This is a genomic window from Buttiauxella noackiae ATCC 51607, from assembly GCF_001654865.1.
Lineage (GTDB): Bacteria > Pseudomonadota > Gammaproteobacteria > Enterobacterales > Enterobacteriaceae > Buttiauxella > Buttiauxella noackiae.
The window spans coordinates 88,632-113,086 of record NZ_LXEO01000065.1; the positions used below are offsets into that span (position 1 = coordinate 88,632).

The window sequence follows — 24,455 nt, forward strand, 5'->3', positions numbered from 1 at the left end:
ACCGTTGCTGCTTCACTGACTCAGTTCTTGTCTGCGCACTCCCTATTTCTGACGATTGCCGTTTGTCTTTCCAAAAGTAGTTCATTAATTGTGCGATTCATAAGCGTAAAACGCTGCGTTTTTGAGATCTCATCAGCAAAATGAATCAAAAGTTCTTTTTAAATAAAATAACGTTTCATTTTATGGGGTTTTGATGTGTAAATGATTCCGAAACGTAATAGTACCGAACTGAAATCATGGATAAGGGAGTCTGAAGGATGCAGCATTTCAAACATGTTTTGCCAAAAATTTCGCTGGTTGCTACCGCTGTTGCGGCGACAATTTTACTGAGCGGATGTGGAGATGACGCAGCGCCAACAGGCCCTGTAGTCCTGAAAACAGCGTTTAACCAGTCTGAAAACAACCCACAATACAAAGCATTAGTCTCTTTCAGCGATAAGCTGGAATCTGCGACTAATGGTCGCTACAAACTTGAAATTCACCCTAACGAACTGTTAGGTGACCAGCGCGCTTCACTGGAACTGGTTCAGTCTGGCGCGATTCAGATGGCGGTCGTTGCCAACCCACTGGTGGAAAACTTTAATAAAAACTTCTCTGTTCTGGCGATGCCGTACGTTTACGACAACCCGGAACATCAACGCAAAGTGTTTACTTCGGGCGTGCTGGATAACCTGTTTGCTTCCACCAAAGGCACTGGTTTTGAAGTTATTACCGCCTATACAGCAGGCGCTCGCAGTGTTTACACCAAAGGTGCCGCAGTCACCAGTCCGGCCGATATGCAGGGCAAAAAGATCCGCGTAATGCAGTCCGACACCATGATCAAAATGCTGTCTTGCATGGGTGGAACCGGCGTACCGATGGGCCAGGGTGAAGTGTATTCAGCGATTCAGCAGGGCGTTCTGGATGGTGCTGAAAACAATGAGATCACTTATGCCGATCTGAAGCAGTACGAAGTGGCTCCTTACTTCTCTGCAACGCGTCATGTCATGGTGGCTGATTTGCTCGTCGCGAATGAAAGCTTCATTGCCAAAATGGATGAAAGTGACCGCGAACTGTTCCGTAAGCTTGCTAAAGAGAGCACCCAGACTCAGTTTGAGCTTTGGGACAAAGCCCTTGATGGTGCGCGTAAAACCGCAAAAGACAACGGTGCAGTCTTCACCGAAGTGGATATCAAACCATTCCAGGAACGTTGCAAACCGCTGCAAGCAGCCATGTTGACCACCCCGGAACAAAAAGCGCTGTACGAAAAAATTCGTGAGTTGGCCGAGTAATTCGGCCTGAAGTCAGGGGGACGAGGATGTCCCCCGTGGAGATAAAAATGAAAGTTACCCAGTCCATTCCCTCCGCCACAGCATCCAAATCTGATTTTTATTCGCATGTCACACGAGTAAAACAGGCCATTGATAAAGCGGCGTCTTATCTATGTATTTTGATTGTTAGCTTAATGACGCTGCTGGTGACCTGGCAGGTTGCGTCGCGTTATTTATTTAATAGCCCGAGCGCGGTCAGTGAAGTGCTGGCGCGATATTTATTTATCTGGCTGGTGCTTATTGGTGGGGCCTATGTTTTTGGCCTGCGTGAGCATATGGCGATCACTTTTATGCGCGACAAAATGCCGCGTAAATTGCGTCTTTCACTGGAAATTATCGGTGAGTTGGCGACTTCAGTATTTGCATTACTGGTGCTGACTATCGGTGGTTATATCGGTATGAGCCGCCAGATGGCGCAGCTCGACTCTGCATTACAAATTCCTATCGGCATTATCTACATTGCGATTCCACTGAGTGGCGCAATGACGCTGTTCTATTGTCTGTATAACCAATATGGGTTGTTCAGAAAGTTCTCTTCGAAACAAGATTGATTGGGTGTCGATATGGATATTGCAATTATTGTTGCTCTGGTGATGTTTAGCGGCGTATTTATTCTGCTGCTAGCGGGAACGCCAATTAGTATTAGTATTGGGATTTCATCTTTCGCCGCGATGTGTCTTATTTTACCGTTAGATGGCGCGATATTAACCTCTGCCCAACGCGTTTTTGTTGGTCTCGACTCTTTTGCCCTATTAGCCATTCCCTTCTTTATTCTGGCCGGGAATTTAATGAACAATGGCGGGATAGCCATTCGTTTAATTAACTGTGCAAAAATGGTTAGTAACTTCCTGCCGGGTCCTTTGGCGCAAACCAACGTCGTGGCTAATATGCTGTTCGGCTCGATCAGCGGTTCTGGTGTGGCATCTGCGGCGGCAGTGGGTGGCATCATGTCACCAATCCAGAAAAAAGAGCAGTACGACCCGGCGTTTAGTGCCGCGGTGAATATCGCTTCTGCACCAACGGGTATGCTGATTCCACCAAGCAACTCTTTGATTGTTTACGCAACGGTTGCGGGCAGTGTGTCTATTTCTGCGCTGTTTATGGCGGGTTACGTGCCTGGCATTTTGTGGGGCTTAGGCGTAATGCTGGTTGCTGGTTTTATTGCTAAACGCCGGGGTTATGTCGCTGATCGTTCTGCCAATAAAGGCCAGACGCTGCGCATTCTGTTTGATGCGATTCCTAGTCTGATGATGATCGTTGTGGTTATCGGCGGCATTCTGGGCGGCGTATTTACCGCAACAGAAGCATCCGCGATTGCGGTGGTTTATTCACTGGTTCTTGGCATTATTTATCGCAACATTAAAGTTGAAGATTTGCCGAAAATTTTCCTCGCTACTGCGAAAATGACAGCGATTGTTATTTTCATGCTGGCAGCGTCATCGATTATGTCGTGGGTAATGGCATTTACCAAAATTCCGGCATTGATTGCATCCGGCTTACTTTCAGCAACTGATAGCTTTATCGTTATTCTGCTGATTATGAACCTGGTATTACTGCTGGTGGGCACCTTTATGGACCCAACGCCTGCGGTATTAATCTTCACCCCAATCTTCCTGCCAATTTGTATGCAGTTTGGAATGGATCCGGTGCATTTCGGAATCATGATGGTGTTCAACTTATCGCTCGGCACAATCACGCCACCGGTAGGGCCAATATTATTTACCGGCTGTAAGGTCGGGGATATTAAGATTGAGCGCGTGATTAAACCGTTGCTGCCTTTCTTTGCGGTGATTGCGATTGTTCTGATGATGGTAACGTATTTACCGGCTATCTCTATGGCGCTGCCACAGAGCATGGGTCTGGTGAAGTAAGGGAAGTTGAGCGGGGATTTGTCCCCGCTCAGATTGCTTACAAAGGGTGATGAACGGGTTTTGTAGGGGGGATAAGCGTTAGCGTCATCCACCATTTTCACCAGTATTGTCGGATGACGCTGCGCTTATCCGACCTGGTAAAAGGTTTGTCATTAGCCTTAGCGCGCCCATCACTAATGCGCCGCTAATTCCTGAAAGAATGCGGGGTTAGCTTGGATAGTTGCCATCCTGATTTTTCGCAACCCACCACTTCACGAAGAGCCTTTCTTATTCCGCGCGGCAATTATGCCAGTCGGAAGATCTCTAAAAGTAAAGGATTCGAATTACAAGGGCACTTCGATTTCAAGTGCAGCAACAATTGCGGCCTCCATTTTCTCCGGGGTGGAGATCGGTGCAAAACGCTTGAGCGGTTTGCCGTCGCGTCCAATCAGGAACTTCGTAAAGTTCCACTTGATTCGCCCGCCCAACAAACCTGGCAATTCGTCTTTCAGGTAACGAAATACCGGGTGCGTTGCTGGGCCGTTAACCTCCACTTTCTCGAACATCGGGAAGCTCACACCGTAGTTGATGTGACAGGTCTGCGCGATTTCATCGGCACCGCCGGGTTCCTGCTTACCGAACTGGTTGCAGGGGAAACCAAGCACCACCAGCCCCTGGTCTGCGTACTTCTTGTAGAGCGCTTCAAGGCCTGCGTATTGCGGTGTGAAGCCACAATGGCTGGCGGTATTGACCACCAGAACCAGCTTGCCAGCGTAGTCGGCCATAGAGATGAGCTGGCCACGCAGACTGATGGCAGTAAGTTGATGAAAGGTGGTCATGTCGAAATCCTCAGAGCAGAATCAGTTTGACGTTAGTATTGCCACATAGCAGCGTTGCTGCTCGGGCGCGTAGTCAATACGGGATCTTTTTTTCATAGTAACGCCAATGAATTAGAGGAAGCACCGGGATTGGGTACCCGGAGGGACGCCAACCAACTCCCAATACCCATTCATAAGCCTTTCCAATACTTCCCCTAAAATGCCCATCACATCACAATTTCGCTCAAAAATTAACACTGTCATCAATACATTCACCATCACTAATTCGTGAGACTAATCACATTAACCCAGCGAATTATCATGAATCGGCCACTTTTTGTGGTGCATATCACTCTTGCCTGCGGGATTTCCACTTCAAAGTGGAAAACAACTCGCTACAAACCTTTAACGCCCGCCGATACCTTAAAAGCCTGACAGTGAAGAGGTACGTAGTGTGAATGACGGAGCGGTAATGGTTAATGAAGCCGGGAGTACCGAGAAAACGCTACTCACAGAGCGAGTGCTGGCGTTTATCACCAGGCTGCTAAAGAACAGAAACATCACGCCGAACGCGGTGCAGGAACAGATGTTGGCATCCCACGTTCGTGCCATGGCGCATAGGTCACTGACCGGCGAGCCATTGCCAGAAGTTGAAGAGAGCCTGTTTGACGAAATCTCTGATGACTCTCTGGAAATGGCAAAAGAAGTGGTGGAGCAATTTGGCAATTTACCGATTGAAGAAGCGTGGTTGTTGTCAGTGCATTTCGAAGTCGCGAAAGACAATCTTTGAATAATCAGGAGATTCAGATGGAACAGATTACCGTAGTTATTGGCGACCGTTTGGGTAAAGGCCAGAAAGTGGCCGCAGGGATTGAAAAAGCGGGTGGCCGCGCCGTGGTGATTGCAGGCGTTGCTGCTGATATGAAACTGGGTGATGTGATGAAAGCAGAAAATGCCACCTTTGGTATCTCTTTCTGCGGCAGCGGTGGTGCCGGGGCTATCACCGCGCAGACTAAACACGGCTACAAAGCCAAGTACGGCATGCGCTCTGTGGAAGAAGGTGTTACTGCGATCAACGAAGGCAACAATGTTCTGGGCTTCGGCTTTATGGACAAAGAAGAACTGGGCGAGCGTCTGGTGCAGGCCTGGGCCAAGAAGTACGGAAAGTGAGTATGAAAGAACACTTCTCAGAAACGGTGAGAGTGAAGGGGCGTGGTGATACCAAAGCCAAAGCCTTTGCCGATGCTCTGAACCATGTTCAGGGCTCGGTTCTGAAATCTTCTCCCCACATTTTACTGCGTATTGAGCCACAGGATGTGCAGGTTGTTCAGGCGCGGGTACAGGTTAAGAAAGAGGCATTTTTGTTCTTCTTTCTGAAGCGCGAAAAACGCATGTTCAGCGTGGAGCTGGATGTTTCGGTCAACGTAACAGCGATAAATCTCGATAAGGTAGATTTCGCCACGACCTAAAATCACACAGAAAGGACAGACAGATGTTCTTAATAATACTAATAAAATCGCTAATAATCGGGGGGCTCGTCGGCGTAGGTGTTGGCGCTGGAGCTGCACGTATGTTTCACGCGCCAACCACTCAAGGGATGGGCGCTTTTCGTACTCTTGGTGAACTTAACTCCTGTGAAGGAGACCCGGCTTCACACTTCTCATTTGGCTTAGGTTTCTTCTTCAACGCCTGGGCGTCGTCCGTTGCGGCCGGTGCTTTTACCCAGGATGTTGACCACCGCATTATCCCAAACTGGGGCGCTGCCGCGTTGATGGTGAAAAACCGTAACGTCGCGCAAACCCTGCATGACCCGAAAAAGATGGCTATCGCTTGCGGTGTCATCGGCATGATTGTCGTTACCTTCCTTAACACCACCGCTTCCGCCGTTCCGGCAGCATTACAGGTTACCGCAGTAAAAGTTCTGGTTCCTGCGGCGAACCTGCTGGTTAACACCGTGATGCCAGTGATCTTCTGGCTGGCGGCGATTGATGCCGGTAAGAAATCAGGCTTCTGGGCGACGATTTTCGGCGGCTGCGCACAACTGATTATGGGCAACGCTGTGCCTGGTTTGGTACTCGGCATCCTGATTGGTAAAGGTGTGGAAGAGAGCGGCTGGAACCATGTCACTAAAGTGATGATGGTGGCGATTGTCGCGCTATTTGTCTTGAGTGGTTTCTTCCGCGGCTTCGACATGAAAATGATCGAATCCTTCCATCTGACTGTGCCGAACTGGCTGGATCTGATTCATAACTCGCTGAGCGGAAAATAAGGGAGCCTGTGATGGAAGAGAATAAAGGTTTTTGGTACGCCGACTGGTCGTTCCCGATTTTTGTTGGCCTGCTTTCCTCCGGCGTGTTTGCCGGAACACACATGTACTACCTGTATGGCATCGGCGCATTTAACGAAGTGGCGTTTGTTTCCATGCTGCGTGCCGGGATAGATACCGGTGTATATGGCGCAGTCGCCGCATTTGGTGCCAGCTTCCTGTTTGCCCGCATCATTGAAGGCTCATTAGTCGGGATTCTGGATATCGGCGGGGCGATTCAAACCGGTGTTGGGCTGGGCGTGCCAGCGCTGTTACTCGGCGCGGGTATCATCTTCCCGGTTGCGAACTTTGCGGCTTCACTGGTAACCGGCCTGGTGATTGGCCTGGCGATTGGTTATGTGATTATTCTGGCGCGTAAATTCACCATCAACCAGAGCAATTCAACCTACGGCGCGGACGTAATGATGGGCGCAGGCAACGCTTCCGGTCGCTTCCTTGGGCCGTTGATTATCCTGAGCGCAATGGCCGCTTCCATTCCGATTGGTATCGGCTCCTTGATTGGTTCTCTGCTGTTTTATCTGTGGAATAAACCGATTACCGGTGGCGCGATTCTTGGCGCAATGCTGTTTGGGGCATTCTTCCCGATTGCTTTGTAGTCCTTTTTGGGCGGGAAGCGTATGCCTCCCGCCAGTCAGGAGAAAACCATGTTTGACTTAATCCTGCGTAACGCCTGTCTGGTGGATGATACCGTCATCGACATTGCGCTGACGGATGGAAAAATTGCCGCGCTTGGCGAGATCACAGGCGAGGCAAAAGAAGAGCGCCAGCTTAATGGCGAATACTACGTCAGCGCGGGCTGGATTGATTCTCACGTCCACTGCTACCAAAAATCCCCCATTTATCATGACGATCCTGACAGCATCGGCATTAATACTGGCGTGACGACCGTTATTGATGCCGGGAGCACAGGCGCTGACGATATCGACGAGTTTTACGAGCTAACTCGCAAAGCGACGACGGATGTTTACGCATTACTGAACGTCTCGCGTGTCGGGTTGATTGCACAGAACGAACTGTCGAATATGGCGAATATCGACAACATCGCCGTGCGTGATGCGGTAAAGCGCCATCCTGGATTTATCGTTGGCATCAAAGCGCGCATGAGCAGCAGCGTAGTAGGGGAAAACGGCATCAAACCGCTGGAACGTGCGAAAGAAATCCAGCGCGAAAATGGTGATTTACCACTGATGGTACACATCGGTAATAACCCGCCGGATCTTGATGAAATTGCCAATTTACTGACAAGCGGCGACATCATTACTCACTGCTACAACGGCAAACCGAACCGGATTCTCACGCCTGCTGGTGAATTACGAGCGTCGATTTCCAGTGCGATTGCGCGTGGCGTGCGTCTCGATGTGGGCCACGGCTCCGCCAGTTTCAGCTTCGAAGTGGCGAAAATCGCTATCAGTAAAGGGATTCTGCCCCACACCATCAGCTCCGATATTTACTGCCGCAATCGTATTAACGGCCCGGTACATAGCCTCGCAGTGGTGATGTCTAAATTCCTCTCCATTGGCATGTCTCTGCCACAAGTGATTGATTGCGTTACCGCACATGCAGCGCAAGGGTTACGCCTGACGAATAAAGGGCGCTTATCCGTGGGGCTTGATGGCGACCTGACTATTTTTGCCAAACGCCGTCAACCGACGATCTTTATCGATTCAGAAAGTCAGACGCTCCAGGGCGAACAACTGCTGGTGGCACTTGCCGCCGTTCGCGCCGGGAAGTGGTTTGTTACCGAACAAGGGAAGGAAGAACATGTCTTCGATTTATGAGAAATACAATTTAAAACAAGTCATTAATGCATCTGGCCGCATGACGGCACTTGGTGTTTCTACCCCGCGCCCGGAAGTGGTCGAAGCCGTAGCTAACGGTATGAATCATTATTTTGAGATGAAAGACCTGGTGAACAAAACCGGGGAGTACATCGCCAAACTACTGGACGTTGAAGCCGCAACGGTGGTGTCTTGCGCATCTGCGGGTATCGCGCAATCCGTGGCGGCTGTGTTAGTGAAGGATAACGCCTGGCTGATAGAAAACCTGCATGGCACGCCACTTGAGAATAACGAAATTGTGTTGCCGAAAGGCCACAACGTGAACTTCGGCGCACCGGTTGGCACCATGGTTTATCTCGGTGGTGGCAAAGTGGTGGAAGCGGGTTATGCCAACGAATGCTCTGCCGAACAACTAGCTGCTGCCATCTCCCCGCGTACCGCCGCCATTTTGTATATCAAATCGCATCACTCGGTACAGAAAAGCATGCTCAGTGTTGAGCAGGCGGCGGTCGTGGCGCGCAAACATAACCTGCCGCTGATTGTTGATGCTGCCGCAGAAGAAGATTTGCAGTGCTACTACCGCGCAGGTGCTGATCTGGTGATTTACAGCGGTGCAAAAGCAATTGAAGGGCCAACCAGCGGCCTGGTAATTGGCAAAGCGCAGTACGTTGAGTGGGTGAAGCTGCAAACCGGCGGTATTGGCCGCGCCATGAAAGTGGGCAAAGAGGGCATTCTTGGACTGACCTGTGCCATCGAACACTACTTAACAGCAGCCAAAGAGAGTGGGGTGCAAATGGTCGAAAAAATGACGCCGTTTATCAGTAGCCTCAACACCCTTAATGGCGTGAGCGCCCGTGTAGTGTGGGATTCTGCAGGGCGTGATATCGCGCGTACTGAGATTAAGTTCGATGAAGCGGTTATCGGCATCAGCACCAGCGAACTGGTGAGCGCGTTGAAACAGGGTGAGTACGCGATTTTCTTCCGCGGCTACAAAGCCAATGAAGGGATTATCGAAGCCGATGTGCGTAGCGTCAGCCCGCAACAGTTAGAGATTATTTATCACTGTATTAGCGCATTGGTAAGCAAGGAGAAGCAGGCATGAAACTGACCCCGAACTTTTACCGTGACCGTGTATGCCTGAACGTGCTGGCGGGTTCGAAAGAGAACGCGAAAGAGATTTATGACGCCGCGCAAGGTCATGTGTTGGTCGGCGTGCTTTCTAAAAATTACCCTGATGTAGCAACTGCCGTGGCTGATATGCGTGAATACGCGACGCTTATCGACAATGCATTGTCGGTTGGCCTTGGCGCGGGTGATCCGAACCAGTCGGCGATGGTCAGTGAAATCTCCCGCCTGGTGCAACCGCAGCATGTAAACCAGGTATTTACCGGCGTGGGCGCAAGCCGTGCGCTGCTTGGGCAAAACGAAAGCGTGGTCAATGGCCTGGTTTCCCCAACGGGGATGGTTGGCATGGTGAAAATTTCCACCGGTCCGCTAAGCTCACTCTCCTCTAATGGCATTGTGCCGGTAGATACTGCTATTGCATTGCTTAAAGATATGGGCGGCAGCTCAATCAAATATTTCCCGATGGATGGGCTGAAATACTGCGATGAGTTCCACGCTGTGGCACTGGCCTGTGCAAAACATGATTTCTGGCTGGAGCCGACTGGTGGTATCGATCTCGAAAACTACGAAGAAATCCTGAAGATCGCTCTGGATGCGGGAGTGAGCAAGATCATTCCACATATTTACAGCTCAATTATTGATAAAGCGAGCGGTAATACGCGTCCGGAAGATGTGCGCACTTTGCTGGATATGACGAAGAAGTTGGTTGGCTGATTGGCGGCGGATGGCGCTGCGCCTATCCGCCCTATAAATGCGACAAACAATGAGGAACTCCAATGCCTGCAACACGTAATCTCCTTATCGCTTCACTTGCTCTGCTCGCTGGAACTGCAACAGCACAGAATCAATATGCCTGGGTTGGTACGTACAATCCCAATGGCGAAGGGTTGTACCGTTTTCAGGTGGACGCGAAAACGGGTGCACTGAGCAATAAAACGTTAGTCAGTAAGATCCCAAATGCGGCACAGCTAACGGCATCGAATGATGGCAAAACGTTGTATGTGGCGAGTGAAATGGAGAAGGGCGTAATAGCAGCCTTACGTGTTGGAGATGACGGAAGCCTGAAAGAGCTAAACCAGGTTCCATCAGGTGGAGCAGGGCCGGTTTATCTGTCGCTTACTCCAAACGGGCGCCATCTGCTGGTGGCAAATTACATCAGCGGCTCCGTTGCCGTGTTGCCGGTAAAAGAGGACGGCAGCCTTGGTGAAGCTACCGATACTCAACAAGATTCCGGGCCTCCAGGAGCCGCCAAACCTGAAGCCGCAGTAGAAGGTAGTTTTGCGATAAGCGATCATAACGGCCCACATGCTCATATGATCAGTGCCGATCCCAGTGGGAAGTTTGTGTTTACCACCGATCTTGGGCTGGATCGGATCTATCAATATCGTTTCGATGACTCCACCGGAAAGCTCACCCCCAACGATCCTCCTTACATTGATGCCTCATCAAAAGGTGCGGGGCCACGCCATTTTGTCTTCACGCCAAAGGGCGATGGCTTATGGTTGATCAACGAAGAATCTTCTACGCTTACCCACTACCAACTTGATGTAGCTAAAGGAACCCTAACCGAGGGCGAGAGCATTTCCTCGCTACCAGAGGGGTTCAAAGGAACCAACTTTGCTGCGGGTCTGGTGTTGAGTAAGGACGGGAAACAGCTGTATGTGGCGAACCGTTTGCACAACAGTATTGGGCATTTTAGCGTGACCGCGAATGGCAAGTTATCGCATCAGGATGATATCTGGACACGTGGCGATTACCCACGCACCTTAACCCTCGACCAGAATGGAAAGTACCTTTACGTCATGAATCAGCGTAGCGATAACATTACTCGCTTTAGTGTGTCGCCTGAGGGTGGAAAACTGACGTTTATTGAGGATTACAGTGCGGTTGGAAGTCCGTCACAGTTGATTCTGACGCCTGCTAAGTAGTTGCAGTATCGGGCGCCTTGCGCGCCCGCTTAATGAAAGGAAACGGCTTTGAGATTCCCAAACCTTCGACTGGCTCAGTTGTTTGAGATGCTGCAAAACGAGACGCTGCCCCAGGATGAGCTTGCGCGACGTTTATCTGTTTCTACTCGCACGGTACGCACAGATATCACGGCTTTAAATGCGTTAATGGCCGGGCACGGTGCCCAGTTTGTGCTTAGCCGTGGTGAAGGCTATCAACTCAATATTGCCGATCGGGATCTCTATCAGTCGCTTGTGCAGCAGCCTTCGCGCCAACTGCGTATTCCGCGTAATTCTCCGGATCGTGTGCATTATCTGGTGGTGCGTTTTCTGACGTCCGCCTTCTCTTTAAAACTCGAAGATCTGGCCGAAGAGTGGTTTGTTAGTCGTGCGACATTGCAAAGCGATATGGCTGAGGTTCGTGAGTGGCTGGCTCGCTACAACTTGACGATTGAAACCCGCCCGCGCCACGGCATGAAGCTGTTTGGCAGTGAAATGTCGGTGCGTGCCTGTCTGACCGAGCTGCTCTGGAAACTCACACAGGAAGATTGCGAAAATCCACTGCTCACTGAAGAAGTGCTCAATGCCGGTGTACCAGAACAACTGGCGGCAGAGCTGCACAATTGTTTTACGCGTTGCCGTATCCGTCTGACTGACGAAGGTGAGCAGTTTATCCGTTTATACTGCGCCGTTGCGGTTCGCCGTATCAGCGAAGGTTACCCATTACCGGAATTTAGCGCCGAAAATGTAGACGAAGCGGTGCGCGAAGCCGCAAAACAAATCACCGTACTGCTACAGGGTCTTGCCGGTAAAGCGCTTTCCGAGGCGGAAGAACAATGGCTGCAAGTTCATATTGCCTCGCGCCAGGTGCAAGAGGTAGCCGCGAGCGTTATCAGTGCTGACGATGATGAAGCGCTGGTGAATTACATTCTGAGCTTTATCAACAATAACTATAACTACAACCTACTGACCGATAAGCAGCTACATGCTGATTTGCTCACGCATATCAAAACGATGATTACCCGTGTGCGCTATCAGATAAATATTCCTAATCCCCTGCTAGGCAATATCAAACAACACTACCCGATGGCTTATGACATGACGCTTGCGGCGGTGTCGAGCTGGGGGAAATACACGCCTTATGTCATCAGTGAAAACGAAATTGGTTTCCTGGTGCTGCATATTGGGGTGGGGCTTGAGCGGCACTACAACATTGGTTATCAGCGCCATCCGCGCGTGCTGTTGGTTTGCGATACCGGCAATTCAACGGTCCGCATGATTCAGGCGATGTTGCTGCGTAAATACCCCCAAATTGAGGTCACGCGGATCATTTCCCTGCGAGATTATGATCAGCTCGACGGCGTTGAAGAGGATTTTGTTATTTCCACGGCGCGCATTAGCGATAAACAAAAGCCCACCGTGGTAGTGGCCCCGTTCCCGACAGAGTACCAACTTGAGCAACTGGGCAAACTGGTGCTGGTGGACCGCACGCGCCCGTACATGCTGGAAAAATTCTTTGATGCCAGCCATTTCAGGGTCGTTGATGAGCCGATGACGCAGCAGGAATTATTCAGCACGCTTTGCCAGCAGCTTGAGGACGAAGGCTATGTCGCTGGTGATTTTTATCCGTCGGTGGTCGAGCGCGAGGCTATCGTCAGCACCGTATTGGGTGAGGGGATTGCACTGCCTCACTCATTGGGGCTGATGGCGAACAAAACCGTGGTGTATACCGTGCTTGCACCACAAGGTATTCGCTGGGGAGATGAAACGGCGCATGTCATCTTCTTGCTGGCTATCAGTAAAAGCGAGTACGAAGAAGCGATGGCGATTTACGATCTGTTTGTCACGTTTCTACGTGAAAGGGCGATGCCACGTTTGCGCGATAGCAAGAGTTTTGAGGAGTTTAAAGCAGTAGCAATGGATTGTTTGAGCAGGTTTTAGGAGAACGTAATGGTGGATGACGCTTCGCTTATCTTTCCTACAAACAAGAACGTAGAGTGGATAAGCGAAGCGTCATCCGCGCGGTTACTTCAGAATCGTAAACGCCGTCGTCACATGTTTCACACCGCTGACTCGGCTGGCAATATCTGCCGCAGCCCTGGCTTCTCTGTCAGTCAGTAGACCTAACAGGAACACTTCGCCATTCTCGGTGGTGACTTTCACATTTGTCGATTTTACCTGGTCACTTGCCAGCAGTTGCGAGCGCACTTTGGTGGTTATCCAGGTATCGTTAGATGCCGTTCCCAGGCCAATAGGTGCCATGGTGCGGATCTCGTTGTACACCTCGGTCGTACCATCAACACCCAGCGCAATTTGCTTGGCTCGTGAGGCGAGTTCAGGGTTAGGGGATTGCCCAACCAACAGCACTTTGCCCTGATATGCACTGACGTTAACACGCGCATCTTTCTTAATTTGTTCGTCTTTGGACAGTGCGCTGTTCACGCGCAATTCCAGCGTACCGTCATCAACCTGAGTACCGACGGAGCGTGGATCAGTCGCCGTTTTGGTGGCGACAGCTGCGCTGCCAACAACTGCGGCCGCGACACAACCTTGTAGCACTAGCGCAGAAATAAGGACTGCAAGTGGCTTATATGCCTTCATCTGTACTCCTTAATCGTCCTGGTGAGGGAATAACGTATTATCAATCAGATCGCATAAGCAGTTTACCGTCAGCATATGCATTTCCTGAATGCGCGCGCTGCGGTGAGAAGGGATGCGAATTTCCACATCCTGTGGCCCTAATAGCCCGGCCAGTTCCCCGCCATCGTAACCAGTTAGCGCAACAATAGTCATATCGCGCGTGACGGCGGCTTCTACCGCTTTGACGATATCACGACTGTTTCCGCGGGTCGAAATGGCGAGTAAAACATCACCGGTTTGACCGAGCGCACGTACTTGTTTGGCATACACTTCTTCGTGTAAACGATCATTTGCGATCGCGGTTAAGACCACATTATCCGCATTAAGTGCAATGGCAGGTAAACTCGGGCGCTCAGTTTCAAAGCGGTTGATCATACTGGCGGCAAAATGTTGGGCGTTGGCTGCAGACGTGCCATTGCCACAGCAAAGGATTTTATTGCCGTTAAGCAGAGACTGAACCAGTGTCATTGCTGCACGGGAGATAGCATCTGGCAGAGCTTCCGCTGCGGCAATCTGGGTTTGAATACTTTCCGTGAAGCAGACTTTGATTCTTTCGAGCACGTTAGTTTACCTGGTTACTTTAAACATCTGCGGTGAACGCGTTGGTTAACCACTCTATTTCATTGCCGGTGAAGGCTAACACATCGAAACGGCAATCCACAGTATCAAAACTTCCTGATGTTTGGGCTAACCAATACGAAGCAGTGTGTAATAATTTTTGTTGCTTACGGCGAGTGATGCTTGCGGCTGCATCACCGAAGTGGTTTGAGCGGCGGTATCGCACTTCTACGAAGACGATAACGCTGCCGTGTTTCATGATGAGATCGATTTCACCGCCGCGAGAATGGACGTTTGCGTCGATGAAACGCAGTCCTTTGCGTTCAAGAAAGCGGCGCGCCTCTAACTCATAGCGCGCGCCAGCTTGTTGACGGGTCAGGATGCCGGAACGATTTGACCTTGACTGAATTGCAGCCAATTTAACTTCCTGTTAATGACGCAATCCTGGTTTGCAGAAAGCGTGCCGGTATTGCCATTCACCTGATAGCCAGGGACCTGGCGGATTTGAGAGAAGTGATTTGCCAGTGACCACGCATCCACGCCCATGGCGTAAAGACGTGCCAGTGAGTAATCGTTATTCACGCTACCCAGCGCTTGCTGCATCAACGATGGGTTGTTGCCGGCAAGCATCGGGATTTCACTGAACTGCAAACCTTCCATTTCCAGACGGAAATCCGGGCCACTTACACCCTGAGAGCTGCGCGAACTGGCATACAGTTGCGCTGGGCTGCGGCTGCCGGTACGCATGGCGATCATTGGTTTGATCAATGCGACTTCGTCTGACGTTGCAACAATATAGGCTGCATCTACGCCACCGGAAGCACCACCCGTAATTTGTGCCTCGGTTGGTGGCGCCGGAATTGTCAGCCCACCAATGGTCACGGCTTCCGGTTGAGCGGCTGCGGCGTTAACCGGAGTGCCGCTCAGCGCGATACCTGAACCGCTGTTAATCCCTTGTTTTAGCTCAGCCGTTGAACCGAACCTCTGCTGGAGTACCGTGCCACCACCAAGCTTCAGCCATTCATCAGCAAAAGCTTTAGTGACGCGATCGCCAAGGGCGCTACGCGGAACCAGTAACAGCGGAGCACGGTGGCCTTGCTGCCAGATATGATCGGCTGCATCACGCGCTTCGTCTTCTGGCGACAGGGCGAAATAGCAGATATTTGCACGGTTCTGCACGTTTTCTGGTTGGTTAAGCGCCAGGATATTCAACGGAGAAGTTGTTGTTGCTAACTGATCGACGTTGTTTTTAAGCAGAGGGCCGACAACTATCGTTGCACCATCTTGCTGGGCCTGAGCGAGTATCTGAGCCAGCGGTTGTGTGGTGGTGTCGTAGACTTTAACTTCCGCAGACGGATTGGCTGGAGCAGCGGCCGCTGCTGCTGGCTGTGTTTGTGGCGCCGCTTGTGGAGCTGGAGTTGCGGCAGGTTGTTGCGTTAAATCATCAACCGATGCTGCCGCCGGACTTGCTACCATATTGGGATCGACGGGTTTCGGCAATGCGGCCTGAGTGGTGTCAACTGGCTGCCCGTTGGCATCAGCAACTTGTGCCGGAGCCGTAGTCTGTGCGACAGGGGCGGAACCCATATTTTTCGCCGCTTCAAAACCTTGCTGGATAGTGCGGCCAAATACAGCGGCCTGGCCACTTAATGGCAGCAACAGGGCGATTTTCTCAGTAGAGGCAGGTTTGTAATTCTGCATATTACTGAGCTGAGTTGGCAGCGTTTTCGCACCTGGGTTTTGCGGGTAACGCGTTTGCCAGTCTTTAATACCGGCTTTCAGCATTTCGGGGTCGTTACGGTTATCGTTCCAGACGCGTTGCAGATCCAGCCAGCCTTGCAGCGTGTTTTCGTCGGCATTAATGACCAGTGAATTCATCTGCTCCGGGGTCATCTGTGACAATGTCTGCCATGTACCATCGATATTTTTCTGGTGCGCAGGGCCAGTCAGCATAGGTTCTTGTGCAATATACGCGCGCAGAAGTTCAAGAGATGGGCGGTTCTGGCTTGCGTCAATAACGGCCTGGTAATAGCGAGTTTGCTGGTTTTTATTTAACTCAGCAGAGTTGATTTTCGCCAGTGCGGTGCTTGCTGCTGCGTAATCTTTCTGGGCATTTTTGATTTCAGGCACCAGCAGCGACTGTTCACGGCGCTGTTCTTCATTCATCTCTTTTGGCAGTTGATTGTAGAGATCAACAGCTTGCTTAATTTTGCCTTCTTTTAACAGCGCATGAATGGCGAGTAATTGCCAGGTGGTCTTGCTATCATCGCTACTTTGCTGCATTTGTTGCAGGTAATACGCTGAATCAGCAGTTGCCTCGCCCTGAATATGGGCAGCAGACTGGTCTGGTGCTTTAGTTGTACAGCCGGCGAATATTAGCGCGGCCAACATAACAGGCAGACAACGCCCGGCTTTAGAACGAATAAATTTAGACGGTACCATTCTGTATCCAGTGTAATTTTTATCTCAGTGTTCAATATTAAATCGGCAATACGGATGAAACAATGAAACAACTCGAAACGGCGGCTATTTCTGCCAGCACGCTCTACATCGTTCCGACACCCATCGGTAACCTCGGCGATATCACACAGCGGGCATTAGCCGTGTTGCAAAGCGTTGACCTGATTGCCGCCGAAGATACTCGCCATACCGGTTTACTGCTGCAACATTTTGCGATTAATGCGCGGATGTTCGCATTGCATGATCATAACGAGCAACAAAAAGCAGAAACCCTGCTGGCAAAGCTACAAGAAGGGCAAAGCATTGCGCTTGTGTCTGATGCAGGAACGCCATTAATTAACGATCCTGGTTACCATCTGGTGCGTGCGTGCCGCGAAGCAGGTATTCGCGTGGTGCCGCTGCCTGGCCCGTGTGCCGCGATTGCTGCATTAAGTGCTGCTGGTTTGCCTTCTGACCGCTTCTGCTACGAAGGTTTTCTTCCTGCAAAATCCAAAGGCCGTCGCGATGCACTCAAAGCCATTGAGCAAGAACCTCGCACGCTCATCTTCTATGAATCTACGCACCGCCTGCTCGATAGTTTAGACGATATATGCGCTGTGCTCGGTGAATCACGTTACGTGGTGCTGGCGCGTGAACTGACGAAAACCTGGGAATCAATTCACGGCGCACCGATTGGTGAGCTGACTGCCTGGGTTAAAGAAGACGAAAACCGCCGCAAAGGTGAGATGGTGTTGATTGTCGAAGGCTTCAAAGCCCCTGTCGATGACGCGCTGCCAGCCGATGCCTTGCGTACTCTTGCTCTGCTCCAAACTGAACTGCCGCTGAAAAAAGCCGCAGCACTTGCGGCTGAAATTCACGGCGTGAAGAAAAATGCGCTGTATAAATATGCTTTAGAAAACAGCGAAAAGTAGCGTTCTCCGAGCATGTTCGCACTCTTTCATTACAGGTATCACTATTGTTAGTGTGGTTTAAATAAGCGATGGTAGTTTGCTCATACTTTAGTCTGTTCAGGATGAGCAAATTATGCCGGTGTTGATTCGTGGGGATTCAAACATGATAGTGATGCCTCTTTCTTATAGTGCCTCAGCGATTGCGCGTTCGTTTGAAGTGATTGAAGAAATAACCATCGCTGAAAAGCGTTACCTTATTATCTTTGATAAAAAAACACCTCGCGCCTCTATTGTGAAAGCTGAATTAGAGGATGTGGGTGGCGAGCTCCGGCATGTTGCCGTTGCTATGTTGGAATTGAATAATCAAAAAGCTATTGGCGATAATGTCATTTCAGTAGAGCGGTTCTGGGAAGATTCAAGCGTACTTCAAGTGGAAGGCGTTTGTGTTGATAGGCGCTATCAGGAATTAGGCTTCGCTACGCAATTATATGAAGCTTTGGTTATCAAATGCGGTGTCATTTTAATGAGTGATAATACGCAGTACGAAGGCGGGAAAGCTTTGTGGCAGAAGATTGCGAAAAGTTCGAATGCCCTGTCCGTATTCATTCTAGACTCCGATGCAGGTCTGTTTTTCCCTTATGACGGGACGAAAGCTATTTATGATGGGATTAGCATCCCAGAAGAAAAAATCTGGAGTGTTCATCCAGATGTTGAGCATTTTGGTATCGTGCTGATTGCTGAAGATAAACGCAGAATCGAGACACTAACATTCTCAAATGAATAAACCCGCTTTCGCGGGTTTATTGTTTAACGCATTCCTGGGTAAATCTTATTTCGCCCTGGCAACCGGTGTTGCTTCGATAACCAGTGTTTCCAGCGGTTTCAACGTCACAATGACAGGCTTGCTGTAATCACCCGGAACTGTGGCATTCGCGCCATAGACCGGTTTGAGTGTGAAACTTGTCGCTTCGCCATCCGGGATTTCAAAGCTCTTCGTCAAATCCAGATAATAGCTTTGCTCTTTATCGGACGGGTTACGTAAACCAAAGATAGCTTTCTCTTTGCTCCACGATGCCCAGCCATAAGCTTCGAGCGCTGTTGGGTCGCCGCCAATCCAGTGAGTGTCTACCAACACCGAGCTATTTGCGCGTGACCATTTAGCCGCATTCGCGAGAGTGTCCCATTTAGCGCTATTGAGCATCGATGGCGAAATGTACATCTCTTGTAACTGGGTTCCGGTAGCAAAGTAACTCCAGACCTGGTCGGCAAAATCACTGTCTGTTTGCACTTTTTCGAGCCCGAAATAGGCATTTTCAGCACTGACAATGCCGTGGTACATCAGGGAGTTTATCGGGAATAGTGGGCCTTTGCGCACAATGGAACGATAGGTTTCGGCATCGCGATAGGTCATCCATTGTTGAACCGGTGAACCTTTGCCGTACACGTTAATATCATCGCCCTGGCGCCAGATTGAATCGGCGTAGAACAGCCAGGATGGGCTGGCATCGGTGCCGGTGGTCAGGTTAATAAACAGGTCTTTATTTGCCGCACGCATATTTTTGATGAGTTCAATTGATGCATCAAAATCGGAGGCAAATTGGCTGCCTTTAATCCAGTTATTGGCATTGCCCATGCCATCAAGTTTGAACGAGGTAATATGTTCATTCTTGATTAACTTAATTATCTGCTCGTTGAAATTACGGAAATAATTAGGCCCGGAGAGCGCGAATTTTCCGTCGACGGTTTCAAAGCCATTTTCTTTTGCGTGCGAAACGCGAATATCACGCGGTTTGTTATAGCCACCCCACGGAGATAACCAAAGACCTACGGAAGTATGCAGACTATCGGCCTTATCTTTTACGACACCAAATCCATTGCTGAATGCCGGCCCAAATAGCCATTTGCCGGTGCGGTCATCCCAGCCATCATCCAGCAGAAAACCGTCTAGTTTTACGCCGCGCTTTTTAATCAGTTCATTGGCGTAGCTGTCCATCCGATTCAGTACATCTTTTTCGGTATAAGTGGTGAAGAAACCAATATCCATCCAGCTGTTGTAGTGCAGATACGGCTGATATGGGCGCGGGCGCATGGTATTGATAAATTCGTTGAAGCTACGGCGTAGTTGATTGGTGGCCTCAAAAGTACCGAAGTAGGTGGTAAAGGTGACTGGCGCATCGGTTTTAATCGGGGTTTTCAGGCCAACGTTCAGATTGGTTGTCGTCTCATATGCATAGGTATTTACGATAGGTTTTTCCGGCAGAATAAAGAAGCTGTCAGCAATAATCGGTGAGCTATTAATTGCGCCATCAACGTAAGGTGCTTGCGATTGCCCTTTTGTCGGGAAGAAGGTTATTTTCGCAACATCCTGCGCCTTTCCCTTCGCTTTAATGGTGTAGTCAATACTGGCGTATTTTCCTTTAAGGACATTCAACACCACATTTACAGTGAAATCTTTATGGTCGTAATCGATATGAATCGAGTCATCTTTTTGGCTGACATTTTTAATTTTAAAGTCGGCAGCATGAATAACATCTTCATTGGGCAGTGTTAGAAAAAACAACTCTTTGGGGGCGAGTTTACTCTGGGAAAGTTTGTCTTTGACTACTACAGCAGAATTCGTGTCGTCAAATGAGATGGAGATATTGTTGTTATTTAGCAGATATTCAGAAGCAAAAGCGCCATTGCTAACCAGAAGTAATAATATCGAGCTCTTTATGATTTTCTTCATCGTTTGTCCTTGGGGGCGAAGTTTTCGAGGCAAGTTTCAAACCGACTGATAGCGTTACCCGGTTTTTCAGGTAACGCTTTAAAGCACGAGATTTATAACGAGGTTTCAGTTTCAGGAATTAATTTGTTGGCAGAACCGCAAACGGTGACTTTACTGCGCACCACTTCTTTCATCGCATCCATGCCGACGCGCATGTAATAACGCGGGTCGTTGCCTTCTGGGTTTTCGCCGAACCATTTTTTTACCGCGTCGGCAAAGGCGATTTTTAATTCGGTTGCAACATTCACTTTGCACACACCCAGTTCGATGGCGCGTCTGACGTATTCGTCCGGCACATCGCTTGCGCCGTGCAGAACCAGCGGAATATCCACAACTTCACGGATTTCAGCCAGGCGCTGGAAATCGATTTTTGGGCGCTTGGTATAAAGTCCGTGTGCCGTGCCGATGGCAACCGCAAGGCTATCGATACCAGTGAGTTCGACAAAGCGGCGTGCTTCTTGTGGGTCGGTCAGGAAGGCGCTTTCTTCATCGACATCCATATCGTCTTCCACACCGCCGAGGCGGCCTAGCTCTGCTTCTACGCTGCAATCATGGCGGTGGCAAAAATCGACTACAGATTTTACCAGGCGCACGTTCTCGGTAAGCGGGAAGTGGCTGCCGTCGATCATGGCGCTACGAACCCCTGCGTTCACTTTACGGCTAATATCCGCCAGCGATTCATGGTGATCAAGATGCAGTGCCAGTGGCATGTCATAGCTTTCTGAATAGGCTTCACACAAAGCGAAGATCTCTTCAAAAGCGATATGTTTAAAGGTGCCTGGCGTGCCTGCAAGAATCACCGGCGACTGCATCTCTTTGCAGACTTCCAGAATCGCCTGGATAGTTTCTGCGTTGTGAATATTAAATGCAGGGACGGCGTAACCTCGGGCTTGCGCATCTTGCAGAAGATATTTGGTGGAAATAATACTCATGTTGTAATCCTCTCAGCCTTTCCACGGGTGAATAACGACACCTTTCACAACACGGTTGACTGTGCCGCTGGCGGAAGGGGTATCAGGGGTAATTCCCGCTTTGACGGACTCCGTCAGTGCGAAAATTTGCGCATACATCAGGAAGCAGAAAGCCTGCTCAATGTCGATGAACTCTCGAGAAGGTGGCAGCCAGATGTGTGGCCCTGATTCCACTTCCGGGCAAGGTGATGAGCAGATAGCGACTACGCGCAGGGCCTGTTGGTCACGGCGCAACTCAGCCAGCAAATCAAGGTCGTACTGGCGGGTGTATGGGTGGCTTGAAACCATGACCACAACTAATGTTTCGTTGTTAACCAGTGATTTAGGGCCATGACGGAACCCGGTAGGGGAGTCATAAAATGCCGCCAGTTTTCCGGCTGTGAGTTCCAGAACTTTCAGGGCGGATTCACGCGCTACACCTTGCAAGCCGCCGCTGCCGAGGTAGACGACGCGTCTGAAAGGCAAATCACCGAACACGCTTTCGCTGAGATCACCTTGTGAAGCAATGATCTCTTCACAGCGGTCAGCCACATCCTGGAAAGTGGTGCTGTTGATAACATTCGGTGCAAACACGGCCAGGCAGCTTGCCATCATGGTGGTGATGCTGCTGGTCATGGCGAAGCCACGATCGTGAGTTTCCGGAGGCATTAGCAGTGCCAGTGAATTGCCACTTGTTGCGGCATTTTGATACAGGCTACCGGCTTCATTGCAGGTAATGACCAGGTGATAGCAATCCTTCACCAGTTGGTTGACTAAATCGACCGCCGCCACACTTTCCGGGCTGTTGCCGGATCGGGCAAAAGAGACCAGTAAAGTCGGTTCTTCCTCGGACAGGTAATCAGTCGGGTTGGTAACAAGGTCGGTGGTGGGTACGGCAACAAAGTTTTTCCCGGTGTGGCGTGATAACCACGGCGTAATAATATCGCCAATAAATGCGGAGGTTCCTGCACCCGTCAGGATAATTTTTAGCGAGGTGTTTTGCAGCAAAGGATCAAGGAATGCGTTGATGCTGCTACGTTGATTACCGATATTTTTTAACGATCGGATCCAGCTTTCCGGCTGTTGGCGGATCTCTTTTTCAGTCCAGGTTGATGTGCCGGAAAGACAGGCAGATTGGGTTTCGCTCATAACTCAGTCCTTAGCAGTGCAAGATCATCGGAAGTAGCACAAAGCAGTACAGGACAATCTTTCGTTTTGTTTCATTTACTCAACTTCATGCTTAAATAAAATCTATAGAAAAGAAAACGAAAGGTCAATGTAAGAAAAGCAATAAAACGAAAAATGTGATCCAGAAAAGGATCTGTTTTAATTATTTCATTGATTTAAATGATTATTCTTAAATATTAGATAGTCGAAGTGATTTTAAACGAAAGGAAAAGAAAGGTCTGTCGCGGGGAAAGCGACAGACAAAAGTGAGGAGCAACGAAAGTACTACAGGAGGAATCTCTGGCCACTAATCCAGATGTTCTGAAGCCTTAATTGTGGGTTTAGCGCAATTAAACTGGCGCGTTTCCCCACGGCTATCGAACCTAAATCTTTATCTAATCCGAGCATTTTTGCCGGATGCAGTGACGCCATATGAATGGCATCTTCGGCACAAACGCCCACGTTATTCACCAGGTTTCGTACTGCGGCATCAAGCGCCAGAGTGCTTCCTGCCAGTCCTCCGCTTTCAGTGCGTACGATCCCGTCGCGCATTGTCACCGGGTATCCGCAAATCGAGTAGTCGCCATCAGGCATACCTGCTGCACTCATGGCATCGGTTATCAGCAAAACGCGAGGTTTCGCGCAGCTACAACAAATATTCATGACGGCAGGATGAACGTGATGCCCATCAGCAATTAACTCAAGCCATGCCCGTTTATCGGTTAAACCGGCTCCGGCCATGCCCGGGTTGCGGTGGTGCAGGCCGGTCATACCATTAAAACAATGCACCAGCCCGTCTGCTCCGGCATCAAATGCCTGAATGGTTTCTTCATAACTTGCGGCACTATGGCCAAGCATGACGCGTACATCACGGCTTTTAAGGTGCCTGATTGCCTCGAGTGCTTCCGGTTTTTCAGGCGCCAGTGCCACCACTCGTAAGGTGTTTTGTGACACGGTGATTAACCTGTCCAACTCGGCAATATTCAGTTCGCGGAATAATTCAGGCGGATGAGCACCTTTATTGAGCGGCGTAAAATATGGCCCTTCGAGATAGCTTCCCAGCACGGCGGCACCAGGCCCACCGTGATAGTAGCGCTGCGCGATTCGCTGTAATGCCCGTTCAATGTTGGCAAGCGGAGCTGTGACTGTTGTGGGCAACCAGCTACCCACACCTTCACAAGCTTTATGTTTCGCCAGCCTGTCGAGAACAGCGGGGTCGTCATCCATAACATCAACCCCGTCACCTCCGTGGACATGAATATCAATGTAGGCCGGGCATAACAGTTCAGCATCACGCGCCATCGTTCCCGCAGGAATGGGTTCGATGGCGACAATCGTTTCGTTATCAATAAGTAACTGATGATCGTCTAGCCAGCCTTGCTCGGTGAGAACGCGCCTGGCTCGCAGTAGCGTGGTCATATTCCTTCCTCGACCGCCTCTGCTTCGCGATAACGTCCCATTTCATCGACCAGACTGGTTAAGCCACGATGGCCGCATTCCAGTGCCTGTAGGCGAAATTCTTTACTGCTTAGCCCGTCGCGTTCCAGCACCATTTCCAGCAGTAGTTGCAGGTTGATACCGGTAATCACTTCGCGTCCCGGTTGCTCTAACGCCATGGTTGAAGCAACGCGGAAGGGGGTGCCGCCAAGTAAATCAGTTAAAAACACCAGCCCTTCACTTTCGTCTAATTCGCCAATGGCTGCTTCAAACTGTGAAGTGAGCAATGCCGTTGAAGACGTTTCGGGGAAATCAATGGCGATAAACTGCTCTTGCTCACCAAGAATCTGCTTCATCGCTTTTTCAAGACCGGTGGCAAAGCCACCGTGACCGCTAAGAATAATGCTTAACATATTGTTTTATCTCGCTTACA

The 24,455-nt window shown here is 50.1% G+C and carries 25 protein-coding genes; 15 read left to right on the top strand and 10 right to left on the bottom strand.

Annotated elements, in window-relative coordinates; all coding sequences use genetic code 11:
• Positions 1 to 257 precede the first annotated feature (257 nt).
• The 3 genes from M979_RS20065 to M979_RS20075 are packed head-to-tail and all read left to right on the top strand — an operon-like array spanning position 258 to position 3,181.
• Positions 258 to 1,271, top strand: a complete 1,014-nt coding sequence (locus M979_RS20065; protein WP_051880778.1) for a TRAP transporter substrate-binding protein — start codon at positions 258 to 260, stop codon at positions 1,269 to 1,271.
• Between the two features lie 47 nt (positions 1,272 to 1,318).
• The gene (locus M979_RS20070; RefSeq protein WP_051880779.1) at positions 1,319 to 1,861 is read left to right on the top strand and encodes a TRAP transporter small permease; all 543 of its coding nucleotides are present in this window, start codon (positions 1,319 to 1,321) and stop codon (positions 1,859 to 1,861) included.
• A gap of 12 nt (positions 1,862 to 1,873) precedes the next feature.
• The gene (locus tag M979_RS20075; RefSeq protein WP_064556156.1) at positions 1,874 to 3,181 is read left to right on the top strand and encodes a TRAP transporter large permease; all 1,308 of its coding nucleotides are present in this window, start codon (positions 1,874 to 1,876) and stop codon (positions 3,179 to 3,181) included.
• Positions 3,182 to 3,504: 323 nt separating this feature from the next.
• On the opposite strand, the gene M979_RS20080 is transcribed toward M979_RS20075, so the two are convergent.
• Entirely contained in the window at positions 3,505 to 3,999 is a 495-nt protein-coding gene (locus M979_RS20080) for a glutathione peroxidase (RefSeq protein WP_064556157.1), read from the bottom strand.
• Positions 4,000 to 4,450: 451 nt separating this feature from the next.
• On the opposite strand from M979_RS20080, the gene M979_RS20085 reads away from it, so the two are divergent.
• From M979_RS20085 to M979_RS20130, 10 genes are all read left to right on the top strand, one after another.
• Positions 4,451 to 4,768 carry a glycine dehydrogenase gene (locus tag M979_RS20085; RefSeq protein WP_064556158.1) on the top strand — a complete coding sequence of 106 codons (318 nt, stop codon included), beginning with the start codon at positions 4,451 to 4,453 and terminating at the stop codon, positions 4,766 to 4,768.
• 17 nt (positions 4,769 to 4,785) lie between these two features.
• Positions 4,786 to 5,148, top strand: a complete 363-nt coding sequence (locus tag M979_RS20090) for an SFCGS family glycine-rich protein (protein ID WP_064540533.1) — start codon at positions 4,786 to 4,788, stop codon at positions 5,146 to 5,148.
• Between the two features lie 2 nt (positions 5,149 to 5,150).
• Positions 5,151 to 5,447, top strand: a complete 297-nt coding sequence (locus M979_RS20095) for a DUF4312 family protein (RefSeq protein WP_034461270.1) — start codon at positions 5,151 to 5,153, stop codon at positions 5,445 to 5,447.
• Positions 5,448 to 5,470: 23 nt separating this feature from the next.
• On the top strand, positions 5,471 to 6,247 hold the full coding sequence (locus tag M979_RS20100) for a DUF4311 domain-containing protein (RefSeq protein ID WP_034461272.1): 777 nt from the start codon (positions 5,471 to 5,473) through the stop codon (positions 6,245 to 6,247).
• An 11-nt stretch (positions 6,248 to 6,258) separates the two neighbouring features.
• Complete coding sequence (locus M979_RS20105) at positions 6,259 to 6,900, top strand: DUF4310 family protein (protein WP_034461273.1); 642 nt, start codon at positions 6,259 to 6,261, stop codon at positions 6,898 to 6,900.
• Between the two features lie 48 nt (positions 6,901 to 6,948).
• Positions 6,949 to 8,082: an amidohydrolase/deacetylase family metallohydrolase gene (locus M979_RS20110; RefSeq protein WP_064556159.1), complete on the top strand. Its 1,134-nt coding sequence runs from the start codon at positions 6,949 to 6,951 to the stop codon at positions 8,080 to 8,082.
• Positions 8,066 to 9,184, top strand: a complete 1,119-nt coding sequence (locus M979_RS20115) for a DgaE family pyridoxal phosphate-dependent ammonia lyase (protein WP_064556160.1) — start codon at positions 8,066 to 8,068, stop codon at positions 9,182 to 9,184. The genes M979_RS20110 and M979_RS20115 overlap by 17 nt, the downstream gene beginning before the upstream one ends.
• A complete protein-coding gene (dagF, locus tag M979_RS20120) occupies positions 9,181 to 9,921 on the top strand; it encodes a 2-dehydro-3-deoxy-phosphogluconate aldolase (protein ID WP_064556161.1) in 741 nt (246 codons plus the stop codon). Before M979_RS20115 ends, dagF begins: the two co-directional genes overlap by 4 nt.
• A 62-nt stretch (positions 9,922 to 9,983) precedes the next feature.
• Entirely contained in the window at positions 9,984 to 11,135 is a 1,152-nt protein-coding gene (locus M979_RS20125) for a lactonase family protein (RefSeq protein ID WP_064556162.1), read from the top strand.
• 48 nt (positions 11,136 to 11,183) lie between these two features.
• The gene (locus M979_RS20130) at positions 11,184 to 13,094 is read left to right on the top strand and encodes a BglG family transcription antiterminator (protein WP_064556163.1); all 1,911 of its coding nucleotides are present in this window, start codon (positions 11,184 to 11,186) and stop codon (positions 13,092 to 13,094) included.
• An 84-nt stretch (positions 13,095 to 13,178) separates the two neighbouring features.
• Here the strand turns inward: M979_RS20130 and dolP are convergent, their stop codons facing one another.
• The 4 genes from dolP to M979_RS20150 are packed head-to-tail and all read right to left on the bottom strand — an operon-like array spanning position 13,179 to position 16,793.
• Positions 13,179 to 13,754, bottom strand: a complete 576-nt coding sequence (gene dolP, locus M979_RS20135) for a division/outer membrane stress-associated lipid-binding lipoprotein (protein WP_034461280.1) — start codon at positions 13,752 to 13,754, stop codon at positions 13,179 to 13,181.
• Between the two features lie 9 nt (positions 13,755 to 13,763).
• Positions 13,764 to 14,354, bottom strand: coding sequence for a DnaA initiator-associating protein DiaA (diaA, locus tag M979_RS20140; RefSeq protein WP_034461282.1), 591 nt, complete (start codon positions 14,352 to 14,354; stop codon positions 13,764 to 13,766).
• A 19-nt stretch (positions 14,355 to 14,373) separates the two neighbouring features.
• Positions 14,374 to 14,769: a YraN family protein gene (locus M979_RS20145; RefSeq protein ID WP_034461284.1), complete on the bottom strand. Its 396-nt coding sequence runs from the start codon at positions 14,767 to 14,769 to the stop codon at positions 14,374 to 14,376.
• Entirely contained in the window at positions 14,727 to 16,793 is a 2,067-nt protein-coding gene (locus M979_RS20150) for a penicillin-binding protein activator (RefSeq protein WP_064556164.1), read from the bottom strand. Before M979_RS20150 ends, M979_RS20145 begins: the two co-directional genes overlap by 43 nt.
• Positions 16,794 to 16,855: 62 nt before the next feature.
• On the opposite strand from M979_RS20150, the gene rsmI reads away from it, so the two are divergent.
• Entirely contained in the window at positions 16,856 to 17,722 is an 867-nt protein-coding gene (rsmI, locus tag M979_RS20155; protein ID WP_034461288.1) for a 16S rRNA (cytidine(1402)-2'-O)-methyltransferase, read from the top strand.
• 112 nt (positions 17,723 to 17,834) lie between these two features.
• Positions 17,835 to 18,485 carry a hypothetical protein gene (locus tag M979_RS20160; protein ID WP_064556165.1) on the top strand — a complete coding sequence of 217 codons (651 nt, stop codon included), beginning with the start codon at positions 17,835 to 17,837 and terminating at the stop codon, positions 18,483 to 18,485.
• 45 nt (positions 18,486 to 18,530) lie between these two features.
• Here M979_RS20160 and M979_RS20165 read toward each other — a convergent pair whose 3' ends face one another.
• From M979_RS20165 to agaF, 5 genes are all read right to left on the bottom strand, one after another.
• Positions 18,531 to 20,429 (bottom strand): alpha-amylase family protein, encoded by a 1,899-nt coding sequence (locus M979_RS20165; protein ID WP_064556166.1) that lies wholly within the window; start codon positions 20,427 to 20,429, stop codon positions 18,531 to 18,533.
• 92 nt (positions 20,430 to 20,521) lie between these two features.
• Positions 20,522 to 21,400 carry a tagatose-bisphosphate aldolase subunit KbaY gene (kbaY, locus tag M979_RS20170; protein ID WP_034461291.1) on the bottom strand — a complete coding sequence of 293 codons (879 nt, stop codon included), beginning with the start codon at positions 21,398 to 21,400 and terminating at the stop codon, positions 20,522 to 20,524.
• A 12-nt stretch (positions 21,401 to 21,412) separates the two neighbouring features.
• Positions 21,413 to 22,567, bottom strand: a complete 1,155-nt coding sequence (locus tag M979_RS20175; protein WP_064556167.1) for an SIS domain-containing protein — start codon at positions 22,565 to 22,567, stop codon at positions 21,413 to 21,415.
• A gap of 303 nt (positions 22,568 to 22,870) precedes the next feature.
• On the bottom strand, positions 22,871 to 24,004 hold the full coding sequence (nagA, locus tag M979_RS20180) for an N-acetylglucosamine-6-phosphate deacetylase (RefSeq protein ID WP_064556168.1): 1,134 nt from the start codon (positions 24,002 to 24,004) through the stop codon (positions 22,871 to 22,873).
• Positions 24,001 to 24,435 carry a PTS galactosamine/N-acetylgalactosamine transporter subunit IIA gene (gene agaF, locus M979_RS20185; RefSeq protein WP_034461294.1) on the bottom strand — a complete coding sequence of 145 codons (435 nt, stop codon included), beginning with the start codon at positions 24,433 to 24,435 and terminating at the stop codon, positions 24,001 to 24,003. The genes nagA and agaF overlap by 4 nt, the downstream gene beginning before the upstream one ends.
• Positions 24,436 to 24,455: the final 20 nt, after the last annotated feature.

Bases quoted from the DNA above. Each gene is read 5' to 3' on its own strand.
- M979_RS20065 (WP_051880778.1), top strand. From the start codon at position 258: ATGCAGCATTTCAAACATGTTTTGCCAAAAATTTCGCTGGTTGCTACC.
- M979_RS20070 (WP_051880779.1), top strand. From the start codon at position 1,319: ATGAAAGTTACCCAGTCCATTCCCTCCGCCACAGCATCCAAATCTGAT.
- M979_RS20075 (WP_064556156.1), top strand. From the start codon at position 1,874: ATGGATATTGCAATTATTGTTGCTCTGGTGATGTTTAGCGGCGTATTT.
- M979_RS20080 (WP_064556157.1), bottom strand. From the start codon at position 3,999: ATGACCACCTTTCATCAACTTACTGCCATCAGTCTGCGTGGCCAGCTC.
- M979_RS20085 (WP_064556158.1), top strand. From the start codon at position 4,451: ATGGTTAATGAAGCCGGGAGTACCGAGAAAACGCTACTCACAGAGCGA.
- M979_RS20090 (WP_064540533.1), top strand. From the start codon at position 4,786: ATGGAACAGATTACCGTAGTTATTGGCGACCGTTTGGGTAAAGGCCAG.
- M979_RS20095 (WP_034461270.1), top strand. From the start codon at position 5,151: ATGAAAGAACACTTCTCAGAAACGGTGAGAGTGAAGGGGCGTGGTGAT.
- M979_RS20100 (WP_034461272.1), top strand. From the start codon at position 5,471: ATGTTCTTAATAATACTAATAAAATCGCTAATAATCGGGGGGCTCGTC.
- M979_RS20105 (WP_034461273.1), top strand. From the start codon at position 6,259: ATGGAAGAGAATAAAGGTTTTTGGTACGCCGACTGGTCGTTCCCGATT.
- M979_RS20110 (WP_064556159.1), top strand. From the start codon at position 6,949: ATGTTTGACTTAATCCTGCGTAACGCCTGTCTGGTGGATGATACCGTC.
- M979_RS20115 (WP_064556160.1), top strand. From the start codon at position 8,066: ATGTCTTCGATTTATGAGAAATACAATTTAAAACAAGTCATTAATGCA.
- dagF (WP_064556161.1), top strand. From the start codon at position 9,181: ATGAAACTGACCCCGAACTTTTACCGTGACCGTGTATGCCTGAACGTG.
- M979_RS20125 (WP_064556162.1), top strand. From the start codon at position 9,984: ATGCCTGCAACACGTAATCTCCTTATCGCTTCACTTGCTCTGCTCGCT.
- dolP (WP_034461280.1), bottom strand. From the start codon at position 13,754: ATGAAGGCATATAAGCCACTTGCAGTCCTTATTTCTGCGCTAGTGCTA.
- M979_RS20150 (WP_064556164.1), bottom strand. From the start codon at position 16,793: ATGGTACCGTCTAAATTTATTCGTTCTAAAGCCGGGCGTTGTCTGCCT.
- rsmI (WP_034461288.1), top strand. From the start codon at position 16,856: ATGAAACAACTCGAAACGGCGGCTATTTCTGCCAGCACGCTCTACATC.
- M979_RS20160 (WP_064556165.1), top strand. From the start codon at position 17,835: ATGCCGGTGTTGATTCGTGGGGATTCAAACATGATAGTGATGCCTCTT.
- M979_RS20165 (WP_064556166.1), bottom strand. From the start codon at position 20,429: ATGAAGAAAATCATAAAGAGCTCGATATTATTACTTCTGGTTAGCAAT.
- kbaY (WP_034461291.1), bottom strand. From the start codon at position 21,400: ATGAGTATTATTTCCACCAAATATCTTCTGCAAGATGCGCAAGCCCGA.
- M979_RS20175 (WP_064556167.1), bottom strand. From the start codon at position 22,567: ATGAGCGAAACCCAATCTGCCTGTCTTTCCGGCACATCAACCTGGACT.
- nagA (WP_064556168.1), bottom strand. From the start codon at position 24,004: ATGACCACGCTACTGCGAGCCAGGCGCGTTCTCACCGAGCAAGGCTGG.
- agaF (WP_034461294.1), bottom strand. From the start codon at position 24,435: ATGTTAAGCATTATTCTTAGCGGTCACGGTGGCTTTGCCACCGGTCTT.